At 66.8% G+C, this 22,127-nt stretch carries 21 protein-coding genes; 15 read left to right on the top strand and 6 right to left on the bottom strand.

Features of this window, described 5'->3' with window-relative positions; genetic code table 11:
- Window positions 1-33: 33 nt before the first annotated feature.
- The 7 genes from rnpA (at window position 34) to AC0Z9V_RS14795 (ending at window position 5,773) form a co-directional block, all read left to right on the top strand.
- A complete protein-coding gene (gene rnpA / locus AC0Z9V_RS14825) occupies window positions 34-405 on the top strand; it encodes a ribonuclease P protein component (RefSeq protein WP_347876217.1) in 372 nt (123 codons plus the stop codon).
- A gap of 38 nt (window positions 406-443) precedes the next feature.
- Window positions 444-752, top strand: coding sequence for a membrane protein insertion efficiency factor YidD (gene yidD, locus AC0Z9V_RS14820; protein ID WP_133080453.1), 309 nt, complete (start codon window positions 444-446; stop codon window positions 750-752).
- Window positions 753-766: 14 nt separating this feature from the next.
- A complete protein-coding gene (gene yidC / locus AC0Z9V_RS14815; RefSeq protein WP_133080008.1) occupies window positions 767-1,729 on the top strand; it encodes a membrane protein insertase YidC in 963 nt (320 codons plus the stop codon).
- Window positions 1,726-2,307 carry a Jag family protein gene (locus tag AC0Z9V_RS14810; RefSeq protein WP_208740260.1) on the top strand — a complete coding sequence of 194 codons (582 nt, stop codon included), beginning with the start codon at window positions 1,726-1,728 and terminating at the stop codon, window positions 2,305-2,307. The genes yidC and AC0Z9V_RS14810 overlap by 4 nt, the downstream gene beginning before the upstream one ends.
- A complete protein-coding gene (gene rsmG, locus AC0Z9V_RS14805) occupies window positions 2,300-2,971 on the top strand; it encodes a 16S rRNA (guanine(527)-N(7))-methyltransferase RsmG (RefSeq protein ID WP_133080006.1) in 672 nt (223 codons plus the stop codon). The genes AC0Z9V_RS14810 and rsmG overlap by 8 nt, the downstream gene beginning before the upstream one ends.
- A gap of 296 nt (window positions 2,972-3,267) precedes the next feature.
- Entirely contained in the window at window positions 3,268-4,146 is an 879-nt protein-coding gene (locus tag AC0Z9V_RS14800; RefSeq protein ID WP_133080452.1) for a ParA family protein, read from the top strand.
- 334 nt (window positions 4,147-4,480) lie between these two features.
- Complete coding sequence (locus AC0Z9V_RS14795; protein ID WP_485142058.1) at window positions 4,481-5,773, top strand: ParB/RepB/Spo0J family partition protein; 1,293 nt, start codon at window positions 4,481-4,483, stop codon at window positions 5,771-5,773.
- 2,780 nt (window positions 5,774-8,553) lie between these two features.
- On the opposite strand, the gene trxA is transcribed toward AC0Z9V_RS14795, so the two are convergent.
- From trxA to AC0Z9V_RS14770, 5 genes are all read right to left on the bottom strand, one after another.
- The gene (trxA, locus tag AC0Z9V_RS14790) at window positions 8,554-8,880 is read right to left on the bottom strand and encodes a thioredoxin (protein WP_133080005.1); all 327 of its coding nucleotides are present in this window, start codon (window positions 8,878-8,880) and stop codon (window positions 8,554-8,556) included.
- Between the two features lie 25 nt (window positions 8,881-8,905).
- Window positions 8,906-9,898, bottom strand: a complete 993-nt coding sequence (gene trxB / locus AC0Z9V_RS14785) for a thioredoxin-disulfide reductase (RefSeq protein ID WP_459269427.1) — start codon at window positions 9,896-9,898, stop codon at window positions 8,906-8,908.
- A 227-nt stretch (window positions 9,899-10,125) separates the two neighbouring features.
- Window positions 10,126-11,676 carry an ABC transporter substrate-binding protein gene (locus AC0Z9V_RS14780; protein ID WP_485141972.1) on the bottom strand — a complete coding sequence of 517 codons (1,551 nt, stop codon included), beginning with the start codon at window positions 11,674-11,676 and terminating at the stop codon, window positions 10,126-10,128.
- Between the two features lie 75 nt (window positions 11,677-11,751).
- Window positions 11,752-13,479, bottom strand: a complete 1,728-nt coding sequence (gene murJ / locus AC0Z9V_RS14775) for a murein biosynthesis integral membrane protein MurJ (RefSeq protein ID WP_485141971.1) — start codon at window positions 13,477-13,479, stop codon at window positions 11,752-11,754.
- A gap of 60 nt (window positions 13,480-13,539) precedes the next feature.
- Complete coding sequence (locus AC0Z9V_RS14770; protein ID WP_244186091.1) at window positions 13,540-14,019, bottom strand: NUDIX hydrolase; 480 nt, start codon at window positions 14,017-14,019, stop codon at window positions 13,540-13,542.
- 182 nt (window positions 14,020-14,201) lie between these two features.
- On the opposite strand from AC0Z9V_RS14770, the gene AC0Z9V_RS14765 reads away from it, so the two are divergent.
- From AC0Z9V_RS14765 to AC0Z9V_RS14735, 7 genes are all read left to right on the top strand, one after another.
- On the top strand, window positions 14,202-15,647 hold the full coding sequence (locus AC0Z9V_RS14765; protein ID WP_485141970.1) for a CCA tRNA nucleotidyltransferase: 1,446 nt from the start codon (window positions 14,202-14,204) through the stop codon (window positions 15,645-15,647).
- A complete protein-coding gene (locus AC0Z9V_RS14760) occupies window positions 15,644-16,294 on the top strand; it encodes a histidine phosphatase family protein (RefSeq protein WP_244185830.1) in 651 nt (216 codons plus the stop codon). Before AC0Z9V_RS14765 ends, AC0Z9V_RS14760 begins: the two co-directional genes overlap by 4 nt.
- Window positions 16,295-16,412: 118 nt before the next feature.
- On the top strand, window positions 16,413-16,568 hold the full coding sequence (locus AC0Z9V_RS14755) for a hypothetical protein (RefSeq protein ID WP_485141969.1): 156 nt from the start codon (window positions 16,413-16,415) through the stop codon (window positions 16,566-16,568).
- Window positions 16,569-16,894: 326 nt separating this feature from the next.
- The gene (locus AC0Z9V_RS14750; RefSeq protein WP_279628568.1) at window positions 16,895-17,017 is read left to right on the top strand and encodes a hypothetical protein; all 123 of its coding nucleotides are present in this window, start codon (window positions 16,895-16,897) and stop codon (window positions 17,015-17,017) included.
- A gap of 359 nt (window positions 17,018-17,376) precedes the next feature.
- Entirely contained in the window at window positions 17,377-18,624 is a 1,248-nt protein-coding gene (gene mshA, locus AC0Z9V_RS14745) for a D-inositol-3-phosphate glycosyltransferase (RefSeq protein WP_133080000.1), read from the top strand.
- A 32-nt stretch (window positions 18,625-18,656) separates the two neighbouring features.
- Window positions 18,657-19,427 carry a phosphatase gene (locus AC0Z9V_RS14740; protein WP_485141968.1) on the top strand — a complete coding sequence of 257 codons (771 nt, stop codon included), beginning with the start codon at window positions 18,657-18,659 and terminating at the stop codon, window positions 19,425-19,427.
- A gap of 26 nt (window positions 19,428-19,453) precedes the next feature.
- Window positions 19,454-21,121 (top strand): formate--tetrahydrofolate ligase, encoded by a 1,668-nt coding sequence (locus AC0Z9V_RS14735; RefSeq protein ID WP_485141967.1) that lies wholly within the window; start codon window positions 19,454-19,456, stop codon window positions 21,119-21,121.
- Here the strand turns inward: AC0Z9V_RS14735 and AC0Z9V_RS14730 are convergent.
- Window positions 21,118-21,471, bottom strand: a complete 354-nt coding sequence (locus AC0Z9V_RS14730; RefSeq protein WP_485141966.1) for a DUF2306 domain-containing protein — start codon at window positions 21,469-21,471, stop codon at window positions 21,118-21,120. The two genes, AC0Z9V_RS14735 and AC0Z9V_RS14730, sit on opposite strands and share 4 nt — an antisense overlap.
- Here AC0Z9V_RS14730 and AC0Z9V_RS14725 point away from each other — a divergent pair.
- Window positions 21,461-22,060 carry a MerR family transcriptional regulator gene (locus AC0Z9V_RS14725; RefSeq protein ID WP_485141965.1) on the top strand — a complete coding sequence of 200 codons (600 nt, stop codon included), beginning with the start codon at window positions 21,461-21,463 and terminating at the stop codon, window positions 22,058-22,060. The two genes, AC0Z9V_RS14730 and AC0Z9V_RS14725, sit on opposite strands and share 11 nt — an antisense overlap.
- Window positions 22,061-22,127: the final 67 nt, after the last annotated feature.

Here is a 22,127-nt window from a genome sequence, read left to right as displayed (position 1 = left end):
TTCCCCAGGAAACAGGGACCCCCAGTGCTACCGATGATCCACAGGGTGCGGACGGCCGCGGATTTTGCACGTACCGTACGTTCCGGTGCCCGGTCTGGGCGCCGGAACGTCGTGCTATACGGGTCGAGGACGTCGAGCTCCGCTCCTTCCAGGGTCGGTTTCATCGTCGGCAAGAACGTAGGGAACGCCGTCACACGCAATCTCGTTAAACGGAGGCTGCGCCATGCTTCGGCGGAGTGGGTCGAAGCGCACCCTGCCGGGTACGACGTCGTCGTCAGGGCGCTGCCGCCGGCAGCCGGGAGTGACTGGCCGACCCTGCAGAAGGACTTCACGAGCTGCCTCGCCGCCGTCGTCCGCAGGCTCGACCGCACCGAGGTACCGGAGAAGGAAGGCAGAGTATCGTGATCAGGGTCGCTGTCCGCGTGCTGGCCTTCCTCGTCGGGATGCCGCGCCTGGCAGCGATCGGGTTCCTGATCGCGTACCGGAAGGTCGTGTCTCCGCTGTACGGTCCCGTGTGCCGGTTCTATCCCAGTTGCTCCGCCTATGCGCTGGAGGCCCTGACCGTGCACGGGTTCATGCGCGGTACATGGCTCGCCGGCCGACGGCTGATGCATTGCCACCCCTGGAACGACGGCGGGGTCGACCACGTCCCTGCAGGTTCCAGGACCTTCCCGCCAGGGAAGGTCCCCTCGATTGTTGTGTTGAACCATCCGGTGATCCCGGCCGATGACGAAAGCCGTTCCGCGGCTTGAGGAGCTAACTGATTATGGGTTTTTTTGAGACGATCCTGGCGCCGTTCAGGTGGCTCGTGTCGTGGATCATGTTCATGTTCCACGAGGGCTTCACGTTCCTCGGGATGGACCCTGCTTCCGGCTGGACCTGGGTCCTGTCGATCGTCGGCCTCGTCGTCGTCATCCGCGCCGCACTCATCCCCGTCTTCGTCAAGCAGATCAAGGCCCAGCGCGGCATGCAGGCCCTGCAGCCGGACCTGCGGAAGCTGCAGCAGAAGTACAAGGGCAAGACGGATCAGCTCTCGCGTCAGGCGATGACGCAGGAGCAGATGGCCCTGTACAAGAAGCACGGGACCAATCCGTTCGCGGCGTGCCTGCCGATCCTCATCCAGATGCCCTTCTTCTTCGCACTCTTCACGGTGCTCAACGGCATCTCCCGGGCAAGCGCCGAGGGTACGACCATCGGTGCCCTGTCACCCGAATCGGTCCGCCAGTTCGACAACGCGACGATTTTCGGTGCTCCCCTCTCCTCGACGTTCCTCGGCAGTTTCGGCGCCGACGGGAACATCAGCGTCATCATCCTGTCGCTCCTCATGATCATCGCGATGACGGCATCGCAGTTCATCACGCAGAAGCAGATCATGGCGAAGAACATGTCCGAGGAGGCCATGCAGAGCCCGTTCATGCGTCAGCAGAAGATCATGCTGTACATCCTCCCGCTGGTGTTCGGAGTCGGCGGCATCAACTTCCCGCTCGGCGTCCTCGTCTACTGGACCACGACGAACGTGTGGACCATGGCGCAGCAGTTCTACGTCATCCGCAGGATGCCGACCCCCGGATCGCCGGCGGCGAAGGCACTTGCCGACCGCCGGGCGAAAAAGGGTCTGCCCATGGTTCCCCTCCTCGGTGAGCGGAAGACCGAGGAAGTAGTCGAAGCGGTGCCAGAGGCCCGGGTGCAGCGTGTCCAGCCCCAGCGCAAGAAGAGGAAGAAGCGATGACGGTAGACAACGAAGAGCAGACACCCGAGCTGAGCGGCCCGGAGTCGGGTGATGACGTCGAGGCATCCGCCGACGACGTCGAGGCAGCGGGCGGGACGAAGGCGTCCAGGCTGGACGAAGAGGGCGACGTCGCGGCCGACTACCTCGAGGAGCTCCTCGATATCGCGGATATCGACGGCGACATCGACATCGAGGTGCGCAACGGCCGCACCTACATCTCGATCGTGTCGGAGGACAAGTCCGACGCCGGGCTGAGCAGCCTCGTCGGTCGTGACGGTGAAGTGCTCGAGGCACTGCAGGAACTCACCCGACTGAGTGTCCTCACGGCGACGGACTCGCGGTCACGGCTCGTTCTGGACGTCGACGGCTACCGGAACCAGCGCGGCGGCGAACTGGCCCGCATCGCTCAGGACGCAGTGGACAAGGTCAAGGAGACGGGCGACGACGTCGCTCTGCCTCCCATGTCGGCCTACGAGCGGAAGATCGTCCACGACGTCGTGGCCGACCTCGGTCTCGTGAGTGAATCCGAGGGTGAGGGTCAGGCCCGGCACATCGTCGTTTCGCCCAGTGATGACTGATCCTTCCCCCACTCCGGTCGCCGGGGCCCCGGATCCGTCCGTCGACGAACTCGCGGCTGCGACGATCGTGTTCGGTGCGCACCTCGGTCTCGCCCGCGGGTTCGTCAGGCACCTCTCCACCTCGGGCATTGAACGTGGCCTGCTGGGTCCCAGGGAGGTTCCACGACTCTGGGGGCGGCACGTGCTCAACTGTGCGGTGGTCGCGGATTTGATGGACCCCGGTGCCACTGTGGTCGACGTCGGTAGCGGTGCCGGTCTTCCAGGCCTCGCGATCGCCATCGCCCGGCCCGACCTCGAGCTCCACCTGGTCGAGCCGCTGGAACGCCGGGTGACCTGGTTGAACGAGGTCGTCGGGGATCTCTCCCTGCCGAACGTCACCGTCCATCGGGCTCGCGCGGAACAGGTGGTGGGCCAGGTGTCGGGGGACTATGTGACGGCACGAGCGGTCTCGGCCCTCAGCACCCTCGCGGGCTGGACCATCCCTCTGGCCAGGCCGGGAGGGGAAGTCCTCGCGATCAAGGGCCGAAGTGCCGGCGAGGAGATCGAGAAGGCCCGGAAGATCATCCGGAAGCTCGGCGGGGGTCCGGCCGAGGTACTCGTGGCAGGGGCCGAAGTACTCGCAGAGCCCACGACCGTGGTCCGTATTCCCGTCCGCATCCCCTGAAGGCCTGCCCCGGTGCTGATGTCGCGTCGGGCCGCGTGCTTCCGGCTACCCTTGTAGATAACGACGTCTGGCATGTGGAAGTGAGTTACTGAGTGACCATCAAGGACGCCCCCGCGAAGAAGTCCGAAACCCTCCTGCCGTCCGGGTTCGCACTCGCTGGTGGGCTACGTGAAATACAACCCGAAGTGTTTGCGGACCCCGCGAACACCGGTGTTGTTCCACGTGAAACCACGGCCGTGTTGTCCGATGCGACGCAAACGAAGAAGCCCGGTAAGGGTAAGAGCGTCCTGGAGTCGATGGACGATTCCTCGCCCCTGGGTCGTGAGCTGGCCAGCGAGGCGAAGCGTCGCGAGAAGCTGCTGGGCAAGACGCTCCCCAAGCCGCAGAGCACGCGCATCATGACCATCAGCAACCAGAAGGGCGGTGTGGGCAAGACGACGACGACAGTCAATATCGCGGCGGCGCTTGCTACCGCTGGTCTGCAGGTCCTCGTGATCGACATCGATCCGCAGGGCAATGCTTCGACCGCCCTCAATATCGACCATCACGCTGATGTGGACTCCATCTACGACGTCCTGATCGACGATGTCCCGCTCGCCGATGTCGTCGCGCCCTGCCCGGATGTGCCGAACCTGATCTGTGCGCCTGCCACGATCCACCTTGCCGGTGCCGAGATCGAACTCGTGTCCCTCGTGGCTCGGGAGCAGCGCCTCCGGCGTGCGATCGATGTCTACGCGAAGGAGCGCGAACGCAGGGGCGAGCCTCGCCTCGACTTCGTCTTCATCGATTGCCCTCCGAGTCTCGGTCTCCTCACGGTCAACGCCTTCGTCGCAGCGAAGGAGGTGCTGATCCCGATCCAGTGCGAGTACTACGCGCTCGAGGGTCTGAGCCAGCTGCTCAAGAACATCGAGATGATCCAGAAGCATCTCAACGCTGATCTCTCCGTCTCGACGATCCTGCTCACGATGTACGACGGACGCACGAATCTCGCTGCGCAGGTTGCGGCCGAGGTGCGCGAACACTTCCCCCAGCAGGTCCTCAAGGCCGTGGTACCCCGTTCGGTACGGATCTCCGAGGCGCCGAGCTATCAGCAGACGGTCATGACGTATGACCCTTCATCAAGTGGTGCACTCTCCTACCAGGAAGCAGCGGCCGAGATAGCCTCTCGGTCCTAGCAGTTCGCAGTACCGGTCCGACTGGACCACGACGATGTGACGGTGAAGCAGGGCTCCATCGTCCGGAAGGAACGACATGGCGGAAAAGCGGCGTGGCCTGGGCCGAGGGCTCGGGGCGCTCATACCCAGCGGTCCGGTCGAGGATGACACCGAGCCGGCACAGCCTGAGCATGATGCTCCGGTCGAGCGGGAAGTGCCCACTGCAGCCTCCGAAGGGTCGCGCAAAGCAGCGGGCAGACCCGTGGATCTTTTCTTCGAGCGGGTGACCGAGGAGGACGTGGCGGAGCAGCCACGGTCCTACTCTTCCGCCCTCCGAAGTGGCATCAACAAGAACATGCTCGAAGCGCAATCGAAGCGCGTTGCGAAGTCACCGTCGGGGCGTAAGAGCGCGGCCGGAAGGGGCGCGGACACGGCGAAGCCGTCGCCGTCCGCGTCGACGCAGGCTGCGGTGTCTGATGAGGACACTGCACACGTCCCGAGTCCGGTCAGCGCGGATGGACAGGACCAGGCGCCCGGTCAGTCACCAAGGCGCTCTGCGGGCGCGGCAGACGACGGTGCTGGTACTGATTTTCACGCGGAGGATGCGCGCCCATCGGGAGAGCCCACTAGGGTGTCAGCACGGACTGACGCTTCAACCGCTGACGGCGCGGCGGGAGCCGCACAGAACATGGAGACTGCAGATCTCGAGCCGGCCTCCGCGACGAGATCAGCTGCCTCACCAGGTTCCGTTCCACGTGAAACCGGTTCCAGTTCTTCCAACGTGACGATGGTGCGACCTGACCAGGGCGGTTCGGACGCGTCGCTGATTGCTGTACCCGGTGCCACCTTCGCCGAGCTCCCGCTCGACAGCATCCATCCGAACAGGAAGCAGCCCCGCGTAGAGTTCAATGAGGACGAGCTGGCCGAACTCGTGCACTCGATCCGCGAGATCGGGGTCCTTCAGCCGGTCGTCGTTCGTCCTTCGCAGGAAGGCGGCACCACCTCGTACGAGCTGGTCATGGGAGAGCGTCGTTGGCGCGCATCCCGGGAAGCCGGCATGGAGAGCATTCCGGCGATCATCCGATCCACGTTGGATGACGATCTGCTCAGGGATGCGCTGCTTGAGAATCTGCATCGTAGTGCCCTGAACCCGCTGGAGGAAGCTGCTGCATACCAGCAGTTGCTGGACGACTTCGGTTGTTCCCACGATGAACTGGCCGGGCGCCTGGGTCGGTCGCGACCGCAGATCTCCAACACCCTGCGCCTGATGAAGCTGCCACCGCTTGTACAGCGGCGAGTAGCTGCGGGGGTGCTGTCGGCCGGGCATGCTCGGGCACTCCTCGGCCTGGGAGATCCGGCCGACATGGAAAAGCTCGCCCAGCGCATCGTGGCGGAAGGCCTTTCGGTCCGGTCCACCGAGGAGATCGTCGCGCTCAGTGGGGGCCTCCGCAGGGCGAGCAAACCCTCCACTCCCCGGGACGGAGCCAGGCATGAGCGTCTCGATTACCTTGCGACGTCCCTGTCCGATCGGCTGGACACGAATGTGAAGATCACGCTCGGAGCGAAGAAGGGGCGGGTCAGCATCGAGTTCGCGAGCGTCGACGATCTCAATCGGATCATCGGTGTGCTCTCGCCTCCGGCCGAGTAGGATCACAAGACGTTCGACACGACGACCCCTGTTTCACGTGAAACAGGGGTCGTCTGTCTTTCGGGGAACGTTCTAGAGCGCGACAGCGCGTGCCAGTTGGCTCCAGTTCCGAGTAGCCGTTCGGTAGAGCTCTTACGGCCGATCCGCATTCGGTCCGCTGTGAGGATGGCGGATGGGGAGAGAACCGGTGCTCACGCCTGCTCGTCAGTACGCGAGGATGAGGATTCGAGGACGCTCACGAAGAGATCGCACGCGTGTCGGCCTAGCGTGTTTCACGTGGAACGCCGGTCACAGTGAATGTACCGGGCAGGATATGGAGTCGGCTGCCCGGTCTCCTGAGTGGTGTGCGTGCACCGGCAAGGGCTCGAGCGGCATTACCAGGCAAGCGTAGTCCTACTACGAGACGTTCAACGGTGCGTAGGCGAACGCAGGGACCCAGCGTCCCGTCGCTGGTGGCGGCCCGGCTTCACCTGCTCTGCGAGTGCGAGCCAGAACACGGTGGTCGGCTCGCTCCGTGGGTGGATTGCGATGAGGCGTTTCACGTGGAACATTGCGGTTATGGATCGACTGACATTGATCCGGGCACCCCTCGCTCAGCACTTTTCCGTCCAAGGCGTCCTGTATCCCTGGTCAGGGACGGCGGAGGGCTCATTCATGGACGCCATGATCGATTCGCCGAGGTCGACGACGACCCAAGGCCCTCCTTCATGGAGCGGCGTGACATGTCCCGGAACGTCACGCGCGCCCGGGCCCTTGGGTCGTTAATGGGCTGCTGTATCAGCACAGGCACGTGGCTCCGAGGTGGCGTCACGAGGGCCGCGACGGTGAACGGCGAAGCGACCGGGTGGGTGCATTAGTCGGGTGTGGAAGCCGGCTCAGCAAAAGGTAGCGCGAGGGAGGGTGCGGATCTCCACCTTGAGGATTGCCCAGGTGGTGTCCCATCATCGACGCTAGCGCAAGGGCGCACACGGGCGGTGAAACTCCGCGAGGGTAGTGGCGCGATGTGGAGCGCTTGCTGACCCCGAACGGCCTTCTACCAGTGCCGCAGCGCTTCCTCCGGGGGTACTGAGCATCCTCTGCTTGCAAGGGTTACGAGCGGGCGCGACTGCTTGGGACGATCTGGTTTCACGTGAAACGTGAGACACCGGCTCCCGCCGGCACCCCCGTCTGGTCGCGGTTGGGTTGTTCGCAGCAGATGAGTGCCCGCTGCGCACGGCAACTGGAACGATCTGTCGACGTCGTGCATCCATCCATCGTTCTGCCGGCGCGATGGCTTTGTCATCATCCGGGAGCGCCCGTGCACCCTCCGAGGTCGGCAGGCCTGCGGCATTGACGCGCTCAGCGGCTCGACGGGACGAATGGGCCGTGCAATCTGACCTCGCCCGCAGTCGTACCCAGGTTTTGTGGTCAGTGAGTTCATATCGATGGAGGACCCTGGGAATTCGTCGTTTCTACCTTCAAACAGATGATCCTCGCCGCGGATCGCGGCTGCAGCGGCTACTGCAGCACCTTGATTGAAGGAGCGATGCTTACTCTACTGTCATCGTTTCACGTGAAACAGCGCGATGCTTCTGCTGCTTGTTCGCCCTCATCGGAAGTGATGTTCGACCTAACGCTGACGCGGTACATGTCGCTCACCTGCGTAGGCAGCACGATGCTTGCGACACTGCACGGTCCACGAGGGGAAGAAGCCGTTGATCGGCATGTCCCCCAGAGACCAGCAGCAGAACAGAGGGTTCCGGTTCTTCCGGTTGGCGGTGGCCTCGCAGGCGCGACAGTACATCCCTTGCTGCGGGTGTCACTTCAATGCACACCATTGCCAGCTCCGATGCCCAGGGCTACCTCGATCTCGGAATGCTCCGGCGAGTCGACCAGTAGCTGCAGCAGCTTTCGGCGGCCTACGGCAGTGGATGTTCGGACGCGGGGCCATCTTCAGCGATGGTCGCCGGCCCGCTGATCTCCATCCGGCGACGGCATCTATGGCGTGGTGCTGGGCGCTCGTGCGGGGTGTCCTGAAAAGGGTCTGAAATCAGGGAAACGAAGAGGTACACCGCCGCTCTGACCGGAGGCAGCAATGCCGGATCTCTGCCTCGCGTCACAACCGCGGTTGAGGATGATCGCGTGAGTAGGCCTGCGATCTCTGCCGCCGCATTCGATTGCAGTCGTTGAAAGGGTACCTATGGCGTCTGGATCGGCCATGAGCGCGCCAAGCACCTTCACGCTCCGGTTGTTCAGCAGCAGTGGGAAGAGATGGAGCAGACGCACTACATGTGGACCAGCGGTGGTGATCGAACCGCTCGCAGCCGTCTCCGTCCGTCCCCCATTCTCCTGCCGCTCTCGGCAATGTCGGACGGGGGCTTATTGCCTCCCCACTGGCATCGACCAGGCGGCGCGCTGTGGAGACTGCTCGGAGCGGGACGCTGTACGAGGGATCATCCTCAGCCTGGGCATGGTGGCATGCGATACGTCGGCGGAGGACAAGTACCAGCGAGCTGCCGCCGGCCGGCTGCCAGGTTGCAGGATGGGTGTGTCGGTGTTCTGTTGAGAGGAGAACCCGCTGCAGCTGCCCTGACCCTGTTTCACGTGAAACGCGTTCTCGGACGGAGAGAGGCGGACGGCTCAGTATCGAGGCCGAGGAACAACAGTCAGGTCCTGCGAGACATCCAAGCCTCTGATCGAGGACATATTCCCCGCACCTCCCTTGTCGGACGTGGATTACACGGTACGTACCAATGAAAAGGGCCCGCCGCAGATGCGGCGGGCCCTCTTCTAAAACGCGATCAGTTGATGAAGGCTGCGAATTCCTGCTCGAGTACCTGCTTCGGCTTCGCGCCGATCGACGTCGCGGCCACTTCCCCGCCTTGGAACACGTACACGGCGGGAATCGAGGTGATGCCGTATTTCGCGGCGATGGCCGGGTTGTCATCCACGTTCACCTTCACCACGTCGACCTTCTCGGCATGCTCGGCAGCGATGTCGTCGAGGATGGGCGAGAGCATGCGGCAGGGGCCGCACCATTCAGCCCAGAAATCGACGATGACCGGCTTGCTGGCCTGCAGGACGTCGGCGTCGAATGACGCGTCGGTCACATCCTTTGCGTTGCTCATTGCGATACTCCTAGTGATTGATCGATCAGAGTGAAGCTGATTCGGAGACTGCTTCTGCCGGCGGGGTGGGTACCCGGGCGGCAGTCTGCGCCATGCTGACGGTATCCGCCAGGTAGTGCTCGACGTCGAGGGCAGCAACACAGCCGCTGCCGGATGCCGTGATGGCCTGGCGGTAGGTCGGGTCGATGACGTCACCCGCAGCGAAGACGCCCGGCAGCGAGGTCTTCGACGTCCGGCCCTGCACGGCGATGGTGCCCTCGCTGGTCAGTTCGAGCTGATCCTTCACGAGGTCCACCCGTGGATCGTTACCGATCGCGACGAAGATGCCGGTGACAGCGAGATCGCTCGTGGTGCCGTCGACCGTGCTGGCCACCTTGACGCCGGTCACCTTGTCGGCGCCGTGGATACCGACGACCTCGGAGTTCCAGAGGAAATCGATCTTCTCGTGCGCGAAAGCGCGGTCCTGCATGATCTTGGACGCGCGCAACGTGTCACGGCGGTGGATGACGGTGACGGAGCGGGCGAACTTCGTGAGGAAGAGAGCCTCCTCCATGGCGGAGTCGCCGCCGCCGACGACGGCGATGTCCTGGTCGCGGAAGAAGAACCCGTCGCAGGTCGCACACCAGCTGACGCCGTGCCCCGACAGGCGCTTCTCGTCGTCCAGCCCGATCTCGCGGTATTCGGAACCGGTCGAGATGATGACGGCACGCGCGAGGAATTCCTCACCCGTCGCGATGGTCAGCTTCTTGATGTCACCTGAGAGGTCTGCGGACACGACGTCCTCGAAGAGGATCTCGGTGCCGAACCTGCGTGCCTGCTTCTCGAACTGTTCCATCAGCTCCGGCCCCATGACGCCCTCCGGGAAGCCCGGGAAGTTCTCGACGTCGGTGGTGTTCATCAGCTCACCACCGGCCTTGACCGAACTCGCGATCATGACCGGCTTCAGGTTGGCGCGTGCGGTGTAGACCGCTGCGGTGTAGCCCGAAGGACCCGATCCGACGATGATGACGTCGTGGATCTTCGGCTCGCTGCCTGAGCTGTCTGCGGTGGGCGTGTCCAGCTGGACATCGGTTTGCGTTGTCACGTTCTCGAAAGACCTTTCTGTCTTCTCGTGCGCTGATCCGGCCGGACCGGCCTCATCTGCGGACACTTCCCTCAACGGAACCCTCCGGACGATTATTCCACCGCGGGAGCACGGTGTGGCACCGCCGACAGCGCCCTCCGGGCATTCGGGTCCGGCCCGAGTCAGCGGACGCTGATCTCCGCGATCCGCAGTCCGAAGGGGTACTGCGCCTGGATGTTGGAGAGCCTCGGCAGCCGGGTGAAGTTGATGATCGCGTAGCTCGCCGTCCGTGGTCCGTCCGCACCGTCCGGGATCGGAAGGGTCACGGTCGGCGCGGTGAAGCTGCCCTGGGCGATCTGCTCGGCACCATCCAGCGTCGGCTGGTCGTTCACGAGGACGGAGAAACTGCCACCCGCTCCGTTGAGCTGTGCGATGGACACCTCGGAGATGGTCGATTCCTGCTCGAGCTGCACCACCAGCGCGAGGCTCGTGGCGAGGCCACCGAAGGAGTCACTCGCGTACACCTGGTTGCCCCAGAAGGTCGCAGGATTATCGTCGATGATCAACGGCAGGGTGGCGTCGTTCGCCGCATCGAGTGCCTGGTTGTCCGGGACCACACGGGTGATGCCGGTGATGACGGGCGCGACGGCCTCCTGCGTGGGTTCGGCGGTGGCAGTCGGCGTCTCCACGGGATCGTCGGAGGCGGGGACGCTCGTCGCCTGGTCGGTCGGATCGTCCGCGACGTCGGTCCCGCCGGAGATCGATCCGAGCTGGGTGACCGCGAGGACGACAGCGACCACCAGGACGACCGCGAGGACCACCCCGACGAGGACGCGGGTGAACCTGCGTCCGCCCCCGTCGTTGTCGTCGTCATCGGTTCCGTCGCCGTCGGTCCCCTCGGGGCCGTCGATGTCGTCGTCGTCGAAGGCGGACAACGGGAAGCGCGACGCGGCCCGCCCGGACTGCGGGGACGCCGCAGCGGCGGCCGCCCCCGCTGCACCGACCCCTATGGCACCGGCCGCGGCACCGGCTGCAGCCCCCGCCCGCTGCGGGCCGGTGTTGTCGCGATCATCGCGCGGCTCGTCCCGGACCCCGGAGGGCGCTGCCGACGCACCCGTAGGACGCTGGGTGGGCGGCGGAGGGACGAGGTGGGAGGTGGCCTGCCGCTCAGGAGCAGGTTCGGCGGCGTCGGAAGGCTGGTCCGATGCGTCGTCGTACGACGCATCATCGGCGCCCTGCCGCCCGAAGCGCCGGGTCAGCCCCGAGAGGCGCGACTTCCGTTGCTGCCGGACGTCGTCGTAGTCCTCGTAGTGGTCGTCGTCGTCGTCGGTCTCCGGCTCGCTGGACCGCGGCCCGCCGAAGATCTCCGAACCGAGCGTGTCGGTGAAGAACGGCTCGACGTAGGGTGCTTCCTGCGCGGGAGCGTCCTGCTGCACGATCAGGTCCAGCATGTCGGGCGCCGAGGCGCGGTTCGTCACCAGATAGGTGCCGGACTCGGTGATGCCGAGGTCGAGCACCTGGATGTTGTCGTTCCTGTCGCCGGACGCCAGCTCACGGGCACTCGTGGCGACCTGGGACGCGTTGCCGGCCGACGCGACGAGGATGCTGACCGGTCGGTTGAGCACCTGGTCGACGCCGTCGAGCACGAGGTCCTTCTCGGCGGATGCCAGCACGTAGGCCGTCACCTTGTAGCGGCCGCCCAGCACTGAACCGACGTCGACTGCTTCTGGCACGTGTTCCTCCCGGCAAGACCCTGGCTGATTTCTCACCATGCTACCGGTCTGCCAGGCCATTCCCGGGCTGCCGCGTCAGGCGCCGCTCCGGCGGAACCGCGCCAGCAGCGGCCCCAGGATCTGGCTGAGTTCGGTGATCCGGAGCAGCCTGAGCATGGCCAGATAGACCACGGACAGGACGATCCCACCCATCGCGAGCACGACGACGGCGTTCAGTTTCGACTGCCAGACGAATCCGCCGGCGTCGTACCCGCCGAACGCCCAGGACACGGCCGTGCCCGCCAGCGCGGCGACGATCCCGGCGATCACGAGGCGCACGTGCACATCGAAGACATGTCCGGCGCCGTACGACCCGATCGCCCGGGTCAGGAAGACATGACTGACCACGACGGCCATCGCGTTGCCGAGCGAGTAGGCGACGGCGAGCATGGGCACGATGAGGCGGGGATCGAACATGCCCGCCGCCAGGGCGAGCACGACGCCGACGACGGACAGGATCAGCTGGATCTTGAGCGGCGTCCGAACGTCCTCGCTCGCGTAGAACACCCGGTTGAGGAAGAAGTTGGCGCTGAGGAACGGGGCCCCCACGGCGAGGAGCGCGATGATGACGCCGTTGGTGGCGGCGCTCTCCGCCGACTCGCTGAACAGCATCCCGAGGGGTCCTGCGAACGCGAGCAGTGCTGCGGCACCGAAGACGGTCGCGACGCCGATGATGCGCAGCCCCTGGGACAGGGTGGCGCGGACGGCGGCCAGGTTGTTGTCGGCATGCGCCGAGGACAGCTGGTTGAACATGACCGTCGCCAGGGACAGCGCGATGACGGAGTGCGGCAGCTGGTACACCATCGCGCCGAACTCGAGGTTGGTCAGGCCGGCGATCTGCACGGGTGGATCCTGTGCGAGGAGCCGCGGGCGTGCTTCGGAGGCGATGGTCGCGACGCGCTGGTTCACGAGGTAGAGCCCGTTCCCCACGAGCATCGTGATGATGGTGACCGACGCGAGCCTGCCCGTCCGGCCGAGACCCGTTCCGCGGATGCCGAACTTCGGGCGCAGGCCGAGCCGAAGGCGTTTCAGGGGCAGGAAGAGCACGAGGGCCTGGATGACGATGCCGAGCGTCGTCCCACCGGCGAGCAGCAGCGTCTGCGCCGAGGTCCACGTGTCGGGGCTGTGCCGTTCCGACTGCTCGCTCCCCATCAGCACGATGAAGACCGCGAGGAAGGCGATGGAGACCACATTGTTGACGACGGGCGCCCACATGTAGGGACCGAAGGACCCGTTGGCGTTGAGGATCTGCCCGGTCACCGCGTACATGCCGTAGAAGAAGATCTGCGGCAGGCACCAGTAGGCGAAGGCCGTGGTGAGGGCGAGATTGGCGCCCGTGACGCTCGTCGTCAGACCGACGATGACCGGTGCCGCGAGCGTGACGAGCACCGTGAGCACGAGCAGCGCTGCCGCGGCGAGGGTGAGCAGCCGGCTGACGTAGTCCGCGCCCCGATCCGGCTGCCTGCTGGCACGGATGATCTGCGGCACCAGGACGGCATTGAACACGCCGCCGGCGAGCATCAGGTAGATGAAGTTCGGCAGGTTGTTGGCCGAGGTGAAGAGGTCCGACACTTGGCCGGATGCACCGATCGCCGTGGCGAGGAGCGCAACGCGGACGAGGCCGAGGATCCGCGAGACGAGGGTCCCGGCAGCCATGATCGCGCTCGAGCGGGCCATGGAGCCGCTCCGGGGGGCCGAGGGGTCGTCGCGGGCGGGCTGCCCGGCGTCCTGCAGGGGGATCGAGGCTGTGTTCGTTTCAGACATCGTTCCCATCGTCTCACCGATGGGAGGACGACGGCGCGCGCCGCAGCGGAGAGCGGACGCTCAGAGGTGCTCGGGGAGTACCTCGCGGGCGAGGTCGGCGATGCGCCGCTCGTTCGGGAAGGAGAGGCGACGGCCGAGCTCCTGCAGGGGGACCCACGCGACGTCGACGGCCTCGTGGTCGGGGTCGTTCTCGATGGTCAGGTAGCCGCCCGTGGCGATCAGCAGGAAGTGGTGGACCGTCTTGTGCACGCGGTGCCCGCTGACCGTGAACCAGTAGTCGATGCTCCCGAGGGCGGAGACGATCCTGCCCTCGATGCCGGTCTCCTCCGCGATCTCCCGCACGGCGGCCTCTTCACTGTTCTCCAGGCCCTCCGGGTGGCCCTTCGGGAGGCACCACTCGAGCCGGCCTCCGCGGTTCAGCCGGGCGATGATGGCGACGTCGAGCGATTCCTTCGTGGTGTCGACGACGATCCCGCCGGCGGACACCTCCTCCACCGTCGGCAGCTGGTGCTGCACGGCAGGCATACCCGTGGTTCCCATTGACACAGTCAGCGGGGTGCGCTTGGGAGCACTTGGAACGGGTCGGTCCATGCAGACCACTCTAACGATCTTTAAGGAGCCTCGATGACGGCGCGACGCGTTGCGCGCCCGCCCGTACAGCATCGGTACGGGTCGGTGCGAGGTGTGGGAAACGGGGGCTGATCTGGCACCCTTAAGGGACTATGGCGCACCTGCTGGACACCTCGACCCTCACCGCACCCCTCCCTCCCGTGGTCCTCGAGGTCGGCGAACTCTTCGAGGCCGCGGGCCATGAACTCTCACTGGTCGGCGGCCCGGTGCGGGACCTGTTCCTCGGGAGGGCGTCGCCCGACCTCGACTTCACCACGAGCGCCGACCCCGACGAGACCCTCGCCGTGATCAAGCGGTGGGCCGACGCCTACTGGGAGATCGGCCGCGCCTTCGGCACGATCGGACTGCGCAGGGGCGGCTACCAGATCGAGATCACCACGTACCGCGCGGAGGCCTACGACCCCTCGTCCCGGAACCCGTCGGTGGCCTTCGGTACGAGCCTCGAGGACGACCTGCTGCGCCGCGACTTCACGATCAATGCTATGGCCCTGAGGCTGCCGTCCCTCGAACTCGTCGATCCGTTCGGCGGCGTCCGGGACCTGCACGCGGGCCTGCTGCGCACTCCCGGCACGCCGTCGTCGTCGTTCTCGGACGATCCCCTGCGCATGATGCGCGCCGCGCGCTTCGTCTCCCAGCTGGGCGTCAGCGTGGCCCCCGAGGTGTCCGAGGCGATGGGGTCCATGGCCGAACGGATCTCGATCATCTCCGCCGAGCGCGTGCGCGATGAACTGGTCAAGCTCATGCAGGGCAAGACGCCGGACGCCGGGATCGACCTGATGGTGGACTCGGGGCTTGCCGACCACGTGCTGCCGGAGGTCTCCGCGCTCCGCCTCGAGACGGACGAACACCACCGCCACAAGGACGTCTACCAGCACTCGCTGACGGTGCTGCGGCAGGCCTGCGCCCTCGAGACGGGCGACGACGGGCCCGTGCCGGCACCGGACGTCGTGCTGCGCTTCGCCGCGCTCCTCCACGACATCGGGAAGCCCGCGACGCGGAAGTTCGAACCCGGAGGGGCGGTGAGTTTCCGTCATCACGACGCCGTCGGCGCGAAGCTCGCCTCCAAGAGGCTCAGAGCACTGAGGTTCGACAACGACACGATCAAGGCCGTCGCCCGCCTGGTGGAGCTGCACATGCGCTTCTACGGCTACGGGGAAGCGGGCTGGAGCGACTCCGCTGTACGGCGGTACGTGAGCGATGCCGGCCCCCTCCTCGAGCGGTTGCACCGCCTGACCCGCTCCGACGTCACCACGCGGAACCGGCGCAAGGCCGAGCGGCTCGCGTTCGCCTACGACGATCTCGAGACCAGGATCGCCGCGCTCGCCGAGCAGGAGGAACTGGCGTCGATCAGGCCGGACCTCGACGGCGAACAGATCATGGCACTCCTGGGCATCCGCCCGGGGCCCGTCGTGGGCCGCGCCTACCGGTTCCTCCTCGAGGAGCGGATGGAGCACGGACCCCACGACCCGGCAGCAGCCGAAGCCAAGCTCCGCCAGTGGTGGAGCGAGCAGCCCGAATCCCAGGAGAGCGAAGTATGAAGCCCATGACAGGCGCGGCAGCACCGGACCTGACTCCGGCGGGAACCCCCCTCCCCAGGTTGTGGCTGCTGCGGCACGGCGAGACGGAGTGGTCCAGGGACGGCCGGTACACGGGCCTGACCGACCTCCCGCTGACGCCGCACGGCGAGGAACAGGCGCTCGCCGCGCGCGAACACCTCCAGGGCATCGACTTCGATCTCGTGGTGACGTCACCCCTGCAACGGGCCGTCCGGACGGCGGAGCTGGCCGGCTTCCCGGACGCGGAAGTCCTGCCCTTCGCCCACGAGTGGGACTACGGCGACAACGAGGGGCGGAACAGTGCGGTGGTCCGCGAGGAGAACCCCGGCTACCTGATCTGGAACGACGGCGTCCCCAACGGGGAGACGCTCGACCAGGTGTCCGAGCGGGCCGACAGCGTCATCGCCAGGGTCCAGGCAGGCTGCGGGACCCCGGCGGACAGGGAGCCCGCGGCGAAGCCCGTCGAGAACGCGCTGCTCGTGGCACACGGTCACTTCCTGCGGATCGTCGCGGCCCGATGGCTGCAGTTCGGCGGTATCGAGGGACGGCACTTCGTCCTGGGGACCGCCGCGGTCTGTGCGCTCGGCTGGGACAAGCGCACACCCGCGATCGTGCACTGGAATCTCTAGCCCCCAGCGACCCGCGGACGCCATCGGAACGCCCCTTCTCCCACCTTTTCGTGAATTGTCCGATCAATTCACGAAAAGGTCTATGCCGCAGTGCATTTCATGGGGTAACTTTACTCACGTGCCATTGGGCCTTCCCGACTCGATCGACGAGGGACGCCCGGGCCACACGACCGTCAATGCACTGGATGAAATGGAGGTGGAGATTGTGAACACCATGCTCAGCGGAGCCTTTGCCCGCAGCGCCAATCCCGCCTTCGTTCGCCGTACGCACTAGGAAGTCGGCGCACCGGCAGTAGCCGGCTGGTCCAGCATCATCCCCGCGCCCGTGCGCGGCTTCCTCGTGTCTTCTTTCCCGGCAGCGCCCTTTATCGGCAATTCCCTGCCCCTTTCACCTATCGAAGGTCCGTCATGCCCAATTCACCGCTACCCCCTGCCCATTCACCCGATACGAACGCAATACCCGGACCCGGAGCAACAATTCGTCCCGGCCGGGGCGAATTCATTCTGAGCGGATCACTGACGCCGCTGGCCTGTCCGGAGCTGCCGGGTACGACTGCCGATCCTGTGCCCGGCTTCCAGCGGAGGAAGGAGGTGCGACGCATGCTGAGGAGATGGCGGAACAGGACCTCGCTCTGGGGGCGGATCTGGCCGGACCGGTCGGGCGGAGCCTGGGACTCCTCCCACCGCCTCACGCTGCCCCAGCACACCATGTACATCAAGTGACCGGCGGTGGACAGCCGGTCGGAAGCGATGCCCTGCCGGCGGTCACCACAGCGATCCCGGCGTGCTGCCAGTGCTTCGGCCGTCCGAACCCGGCCGTCCGAACCCTGCCGTCCGAACCCTGCCGTCCGAACCCTGCCGTCCGAACCCTGCCGTCCCGAGGAGACAGGACCTTCGGAGTGTCTCTCCCGAGCGGAGGCGGAAGCCCGCACTGTCCAGCGTGGGCTTCCGCCTCCTCCATCCCGTATCCGCAGTGTGCCGGAGGGCGGCGCGAGCGGAATGGGGCGCGCTGACAGGGCGTTATAGGGTCGTGAGGGTCACTCGACCGGTCCTTCCCCACAACCGGTCGGAAAGGAGAGGGTGTGTCCGGCGTCCGGCGCGTGGCCATGCTGTCCCTGCACACCTCCCCGCTCGAGCAACCCGGCGCGGGCGACGCGGGCGGTATGAACGTCTATGTCCGCAGCACGGCGCTCGAACTCGCCAGGGTAGGCATCGAGGTCGAGATCTTCACGCGGGAAGCCGGTGAGGGGCGGCCGCGCCGCGAGATCCTCGGAGACGGCGTGGTGGTGCACCACCTCGATGCCGGTCCACGCCACCGCATCCCCAAGGAGGCACTGCCAGGGCTGAAGACCACGTTCGCCGATGCGATCACGGATGTCGCCGGGCTGCTCGCCGACGGCCACTTCGACGTCCTGCACTCCCACTACTGGGTCTCCGGAACCGTGGGACTCACGCTCAGCAGGGAGATGAACCTGCCGCTCGTGCACAGCATGCACACCATGGCCAAGGTCAAGAACCTGCACATGAAGGCGATCAGCTCACCGGAGCCGGCCGAGCGGATCGCCGGGGAACAGGACATCGTCACCGGCGCCGCCCGGCTCATCGCCAACACGAGGACCGAGGCCGCCGAACTGGTCTCCCTGTACGGCGCCACCCGCGACCGGGTCGACGTCGTCGCCCCCGGCGTCGATCTGTCGACCTTCCACCCTGGCGACCGGGACGCTGCGCGCACGGCCCTCGCCTTCCCGCCGGATCAGTTCCACGTGGTCTTCGCAGGGCGGATCCAGAAACTCAAGGGACCCCAGGTCCTGGTGGCGGCAGCCGCCGAACTCCGCCGTCGGCGGCCGGACATCCCCCTGGCGGTGAGCATCCTCGGCTCGGGCAGCGGCTCCGAAGCCCTCAAGCTCCAGCCCCTCATCGACGGCGCCGGCCTCACCGATGACATCCGCCTCTACCCGCCCGTGACGGCAGCCCACCTCGCCCAGTGGTTCCGGTCCGCGGATGCCGTGGTGATGCCGTCCTTCAGCGAGTCCTTCGGACTCGTGGCGCTCGAGGCCCAGGCGTGCGGTACCCCGGTGGTCGCCGCCAATGTCGGCGGCCTGCCCCAGGCCGTCAGCGACGGCCGGAGCGGCCTCCTCGTCGACGGGCACTCCGCGACCGCGTGGGCGGCCGCCCTGGAACGCCTGCACGACGACGCGGAGCTGCGCGCGACGCTCGGACGCGGAGCCGCCATGCACGCCCTCGCCTTCGGCTGGCAGCGCACGGCGCTGCTGACGGCACAGAGCTACCGCACCGCCGTCGAGCGTTTCCCCGCGGCCACCGCGCGCTGAAGCACGCCTCCCGCGGCGCCTAGGATGGACGGGTGAACCCCACCGAACTCGCCGAATACCTCGATTCCGTTCGTATCACCGGCAAGGTGGCCACTCCGCGGCAGGACAACCTGAAGCACATGCGCCTCTTCCTCGAGGGGAACGAGCACCTCGAGTTCGGCGTCACCCGCACGCGGCCCTGGTCGTTCGACGAGGTCTTCGACCTCATGCACGAGCGCGTCGGCACGAGCGGGGATCCAGCCCACACCGAAGGCCAGGACACCATCGATGCCGCCAGATGCGTCGCGGCGCTCGACCGGTTCGCGGACCGCCTCGGTTCCTCCGCGCACCGCGGCGAACGGATCCTCTTCGCCACCGGCCACCCCGCAGGCCTGCTGCCCGTCCACGCGGCCTTCGCCCGTTCCGCCGCGGCGGCCGGTGCCACGGTGGTCCGCGTACCGGAGGGGCGACGCTTCGGAGCCGGGGACATCCGCCAGGTCTTCGGCGTCCTCGTCTGGCATCAGCACGGCGGACTCATGCACACGCACTTCCCGGAACCCATGCGGCTGAGCCTCGATACGCTCGCCACGGAGGGGCTCGAGCCGCCGGACCTCGTGGTGGCCGATCACGGGTGGGCGGGACACGCCGCCAGTGCGGGGCTGCCGACCATCGGATTCGCCGACTGCAACGACCCCGCGCTCTTCGTCTCGGAAGCCCAGGGCCAGGTGGAGGTCGCCGTCCCGCTCGACGACAACGTATGGCCCGGGTTGTACGAACCACTCATCGCCTACGTCCTGGAACGTGCCGGGTTGCCCCCGGCCTGATCCGCAACCGCTGATAGGTTTTCCCCATGACCGATCTTGAGATCGCCCGGGCTGCCTCGATCCGGCCCATCGAGGACATCGCGGATGCCGCCGGGATCCCGCGGGAGGCGCTCGAATTCCACGGCCGCTACAAGGCCAAGATCGATCCGCGCCTGCTGCCGGACGACGGTCGTACACCCGGCAGGGTGGTCCTGGTCAGTGCCATGAGCCCCACGCCTGCCGGCGAGGGCAAATCCACCTGTACCGTGGGCCTCGCGGACTCCCTCGCCCGTGCCGGGCAGCGCGTGATGATCGCCCTGCGGGAGCCGTCCCTCGGTCCGGTGCTCGGCATGAAGGGCGGAGCCACGGGAGGCGGGTACTCCCAGGTGCTGCCGATGGACGAGATCAACCTGCACTTCACCGGCGACTTCCACGCGATCACCTCGGCGAACAACGCGCTCGCCGCGCTGATCGACAACCACATCCACCAGGGCAACGAACTCGGCATCGATCCCCGGCGCATCACCTTCAAGCGCGTCCTGGACGTCAACGACAGGGCGCTCCGGGAGGTGGTCATCGGCCTCGGCGGGCCCGCCCAGGGCACGCCGCGTCAGGACGGCTTCGACATCACGGTGGCCTCGGAGATCATGGCCGTCTTCTGCCTGGCCAGGGACCTCGAGGACCTGAAGGAGAGACTCGGCAACATCACCTTCGGCTACACCTACGACCGTATGCCGCTGACCGTCCGCGAGCTGCAAGTGGAGGGCGCGCTGGCGCTGCTGCTGAAGGACGCCATCAAGCCGAACCTCGTCCAGACCATCGCGGGAACGCCGGCATTCGTCCACGGCGGTCCGTTCGCGAACATAGCCCACGGCTGCAATTCCGTCATCGCCACGCGGACGGCCCGGCGCCTGGCGGACATCGTCGTGACGGAGGCCGGCTTCGGCGCCGATCTCGGCGCCGAGAAGTTCCTGGACATCAAGGCGCGTGCGGCCGACCTGGCCCCCGACGCCGTCGTGATCGTCGCGACGATCCGCGCGCTCAAGATGCACGGCGGGGTCGCGAAGGAGGACCTCGGGGAGCCGGACGTGGATGCCCTCCAGGCGGGCACCGCGAATCTCCTCCGGCACGTCCGCAACATCGAGAAGTTCGGCATCCCGCCCGTCGTGGCGGTCAACAGGTTCGCCACCGACGCCCAGGAGGAGCTCGACTGGCTGCTGGCATGGTGTGCGGGCGAGGGCATCGAGGCCGCCGTCGCGGACGTGTGGGGGCAGGGCGGCGGCGGGCCCGGCGGCGACGAGCTCGCGGCCAAGGTCCTCGATGCGCTCCGACGTCCCGTGAGCTTCTCGCACCTGTACCCCCTCGAACTCTCCGTCGAGGACAAGATCCGCACGATCGTGCAGGAGATCTACGGGGGCGACGGCGTCGACTTCTCGGTCCCGGCGCTACGGCGCCTCAAGGAGATCGAGGCCAACGGCTGGTCCGGTCTGCCGGTGTGCATGGCGAAGACCCAGTACTCGTTCTCCGACGACGTGAGCCTCCTCGGAGCACCGAAGGGCTTCACCGTGCATGTCCGGGATCTCATCCCCAAGACGGGAGCCGGCTTCATCGTCGCCCTGACGGGGTCCGTCATGACCATGCCCGGGCTGCCGAGGGAGCCGGCCGCGCTGCGGATGGACGTGGACGGCGAGGGGAACGCCGTCGGCCTGTTCTAGGACGGGACACGGACGCGCCCGACACGGAGCGCGGGGCGACGCCGTCGCGGCCTCACGGCGAGGTACAGGGCCGCCACGCTGCCGGCCACGAACGCGGCGACCAGCCACGCGGTCGACGGATCGCCGACCAGCAGGCGGGGGATCGCCCGGGACGGGACAGTGGCCGCGAAGACGAACGCGACGAGCAGGCCGAAGTAGCTGCCCACCATGTTCAGCAGGTGCCCCAGGATGTTGCCCCTCACCGCCGCGGCGATGCCCAGGCTGACCGTCACCGTGGTGAGGGCGGAGAGTCCGTGCAGCCAGCTGAAGTGCCCGTCGGACACGATCCCGAAGCTGCTGATGCCCGCCACCATCAAGTTCTACCTCCGGTCGGGGCTCCTCGAGGCAGGGGAGGCCATCAACCCCACGCGGGCCGACTACGGGGAGAGGCACGTCCGCCGGCTGCAGCTGATCCAGGGGCTGCGCTCCACGGTCGGGTTGGGGCTCGAGGACATCCGGCGGATCCTGGGCGCCGCAGCCGGGGCGGGCGCCTCGGACACGCAGCGCCTGGCGCTGCTCTCAACAGTGCAGTCGGTGGTCCTGGGCCTCGGCGGCCGGCGGGGCGAGCGATCACCGAAGGTCGACGCCCTCGTGCGCGCGATGGGCTGGCCGCACGAACAGAGCGACGCCCGTCTCGCCGTCGACGAGCACGTCGCCGCCATGGATGCCGTGGGTCTCGGCCCCGACGTCGACGCGCTGGCAGCGTACGGGCGTGCGGCGGATGGCATCGCCGATGCCCAGCTGTCGTTCACCGCGGCGCAGGACGACCTGGAGGGCATGATCCTGACGGCAGCCATCGGCATGCACATGCATCACCAGCTCATCCTGGAACTGGTCGCCCTGGCGCAGGCGAGCCATGCGATCCGGCGGTACCTGCCGCAGGAAGGGCCCGACAGGTAGGGCCGGATGAGCAGGGCCGGATGAGCAGGGCCGGGACGCCGACGGCGTCCCGGCCCTGCTCAGTGTC

It is taken from the genome of Arthrobacter sp. UYP4, from assembly GCF_057291175.1.
The sequence above is the reverse complement of the archived record's forward strand: the minus strand, read 5'-3'. Positions and strand labels throughout refer to the sequence as shown.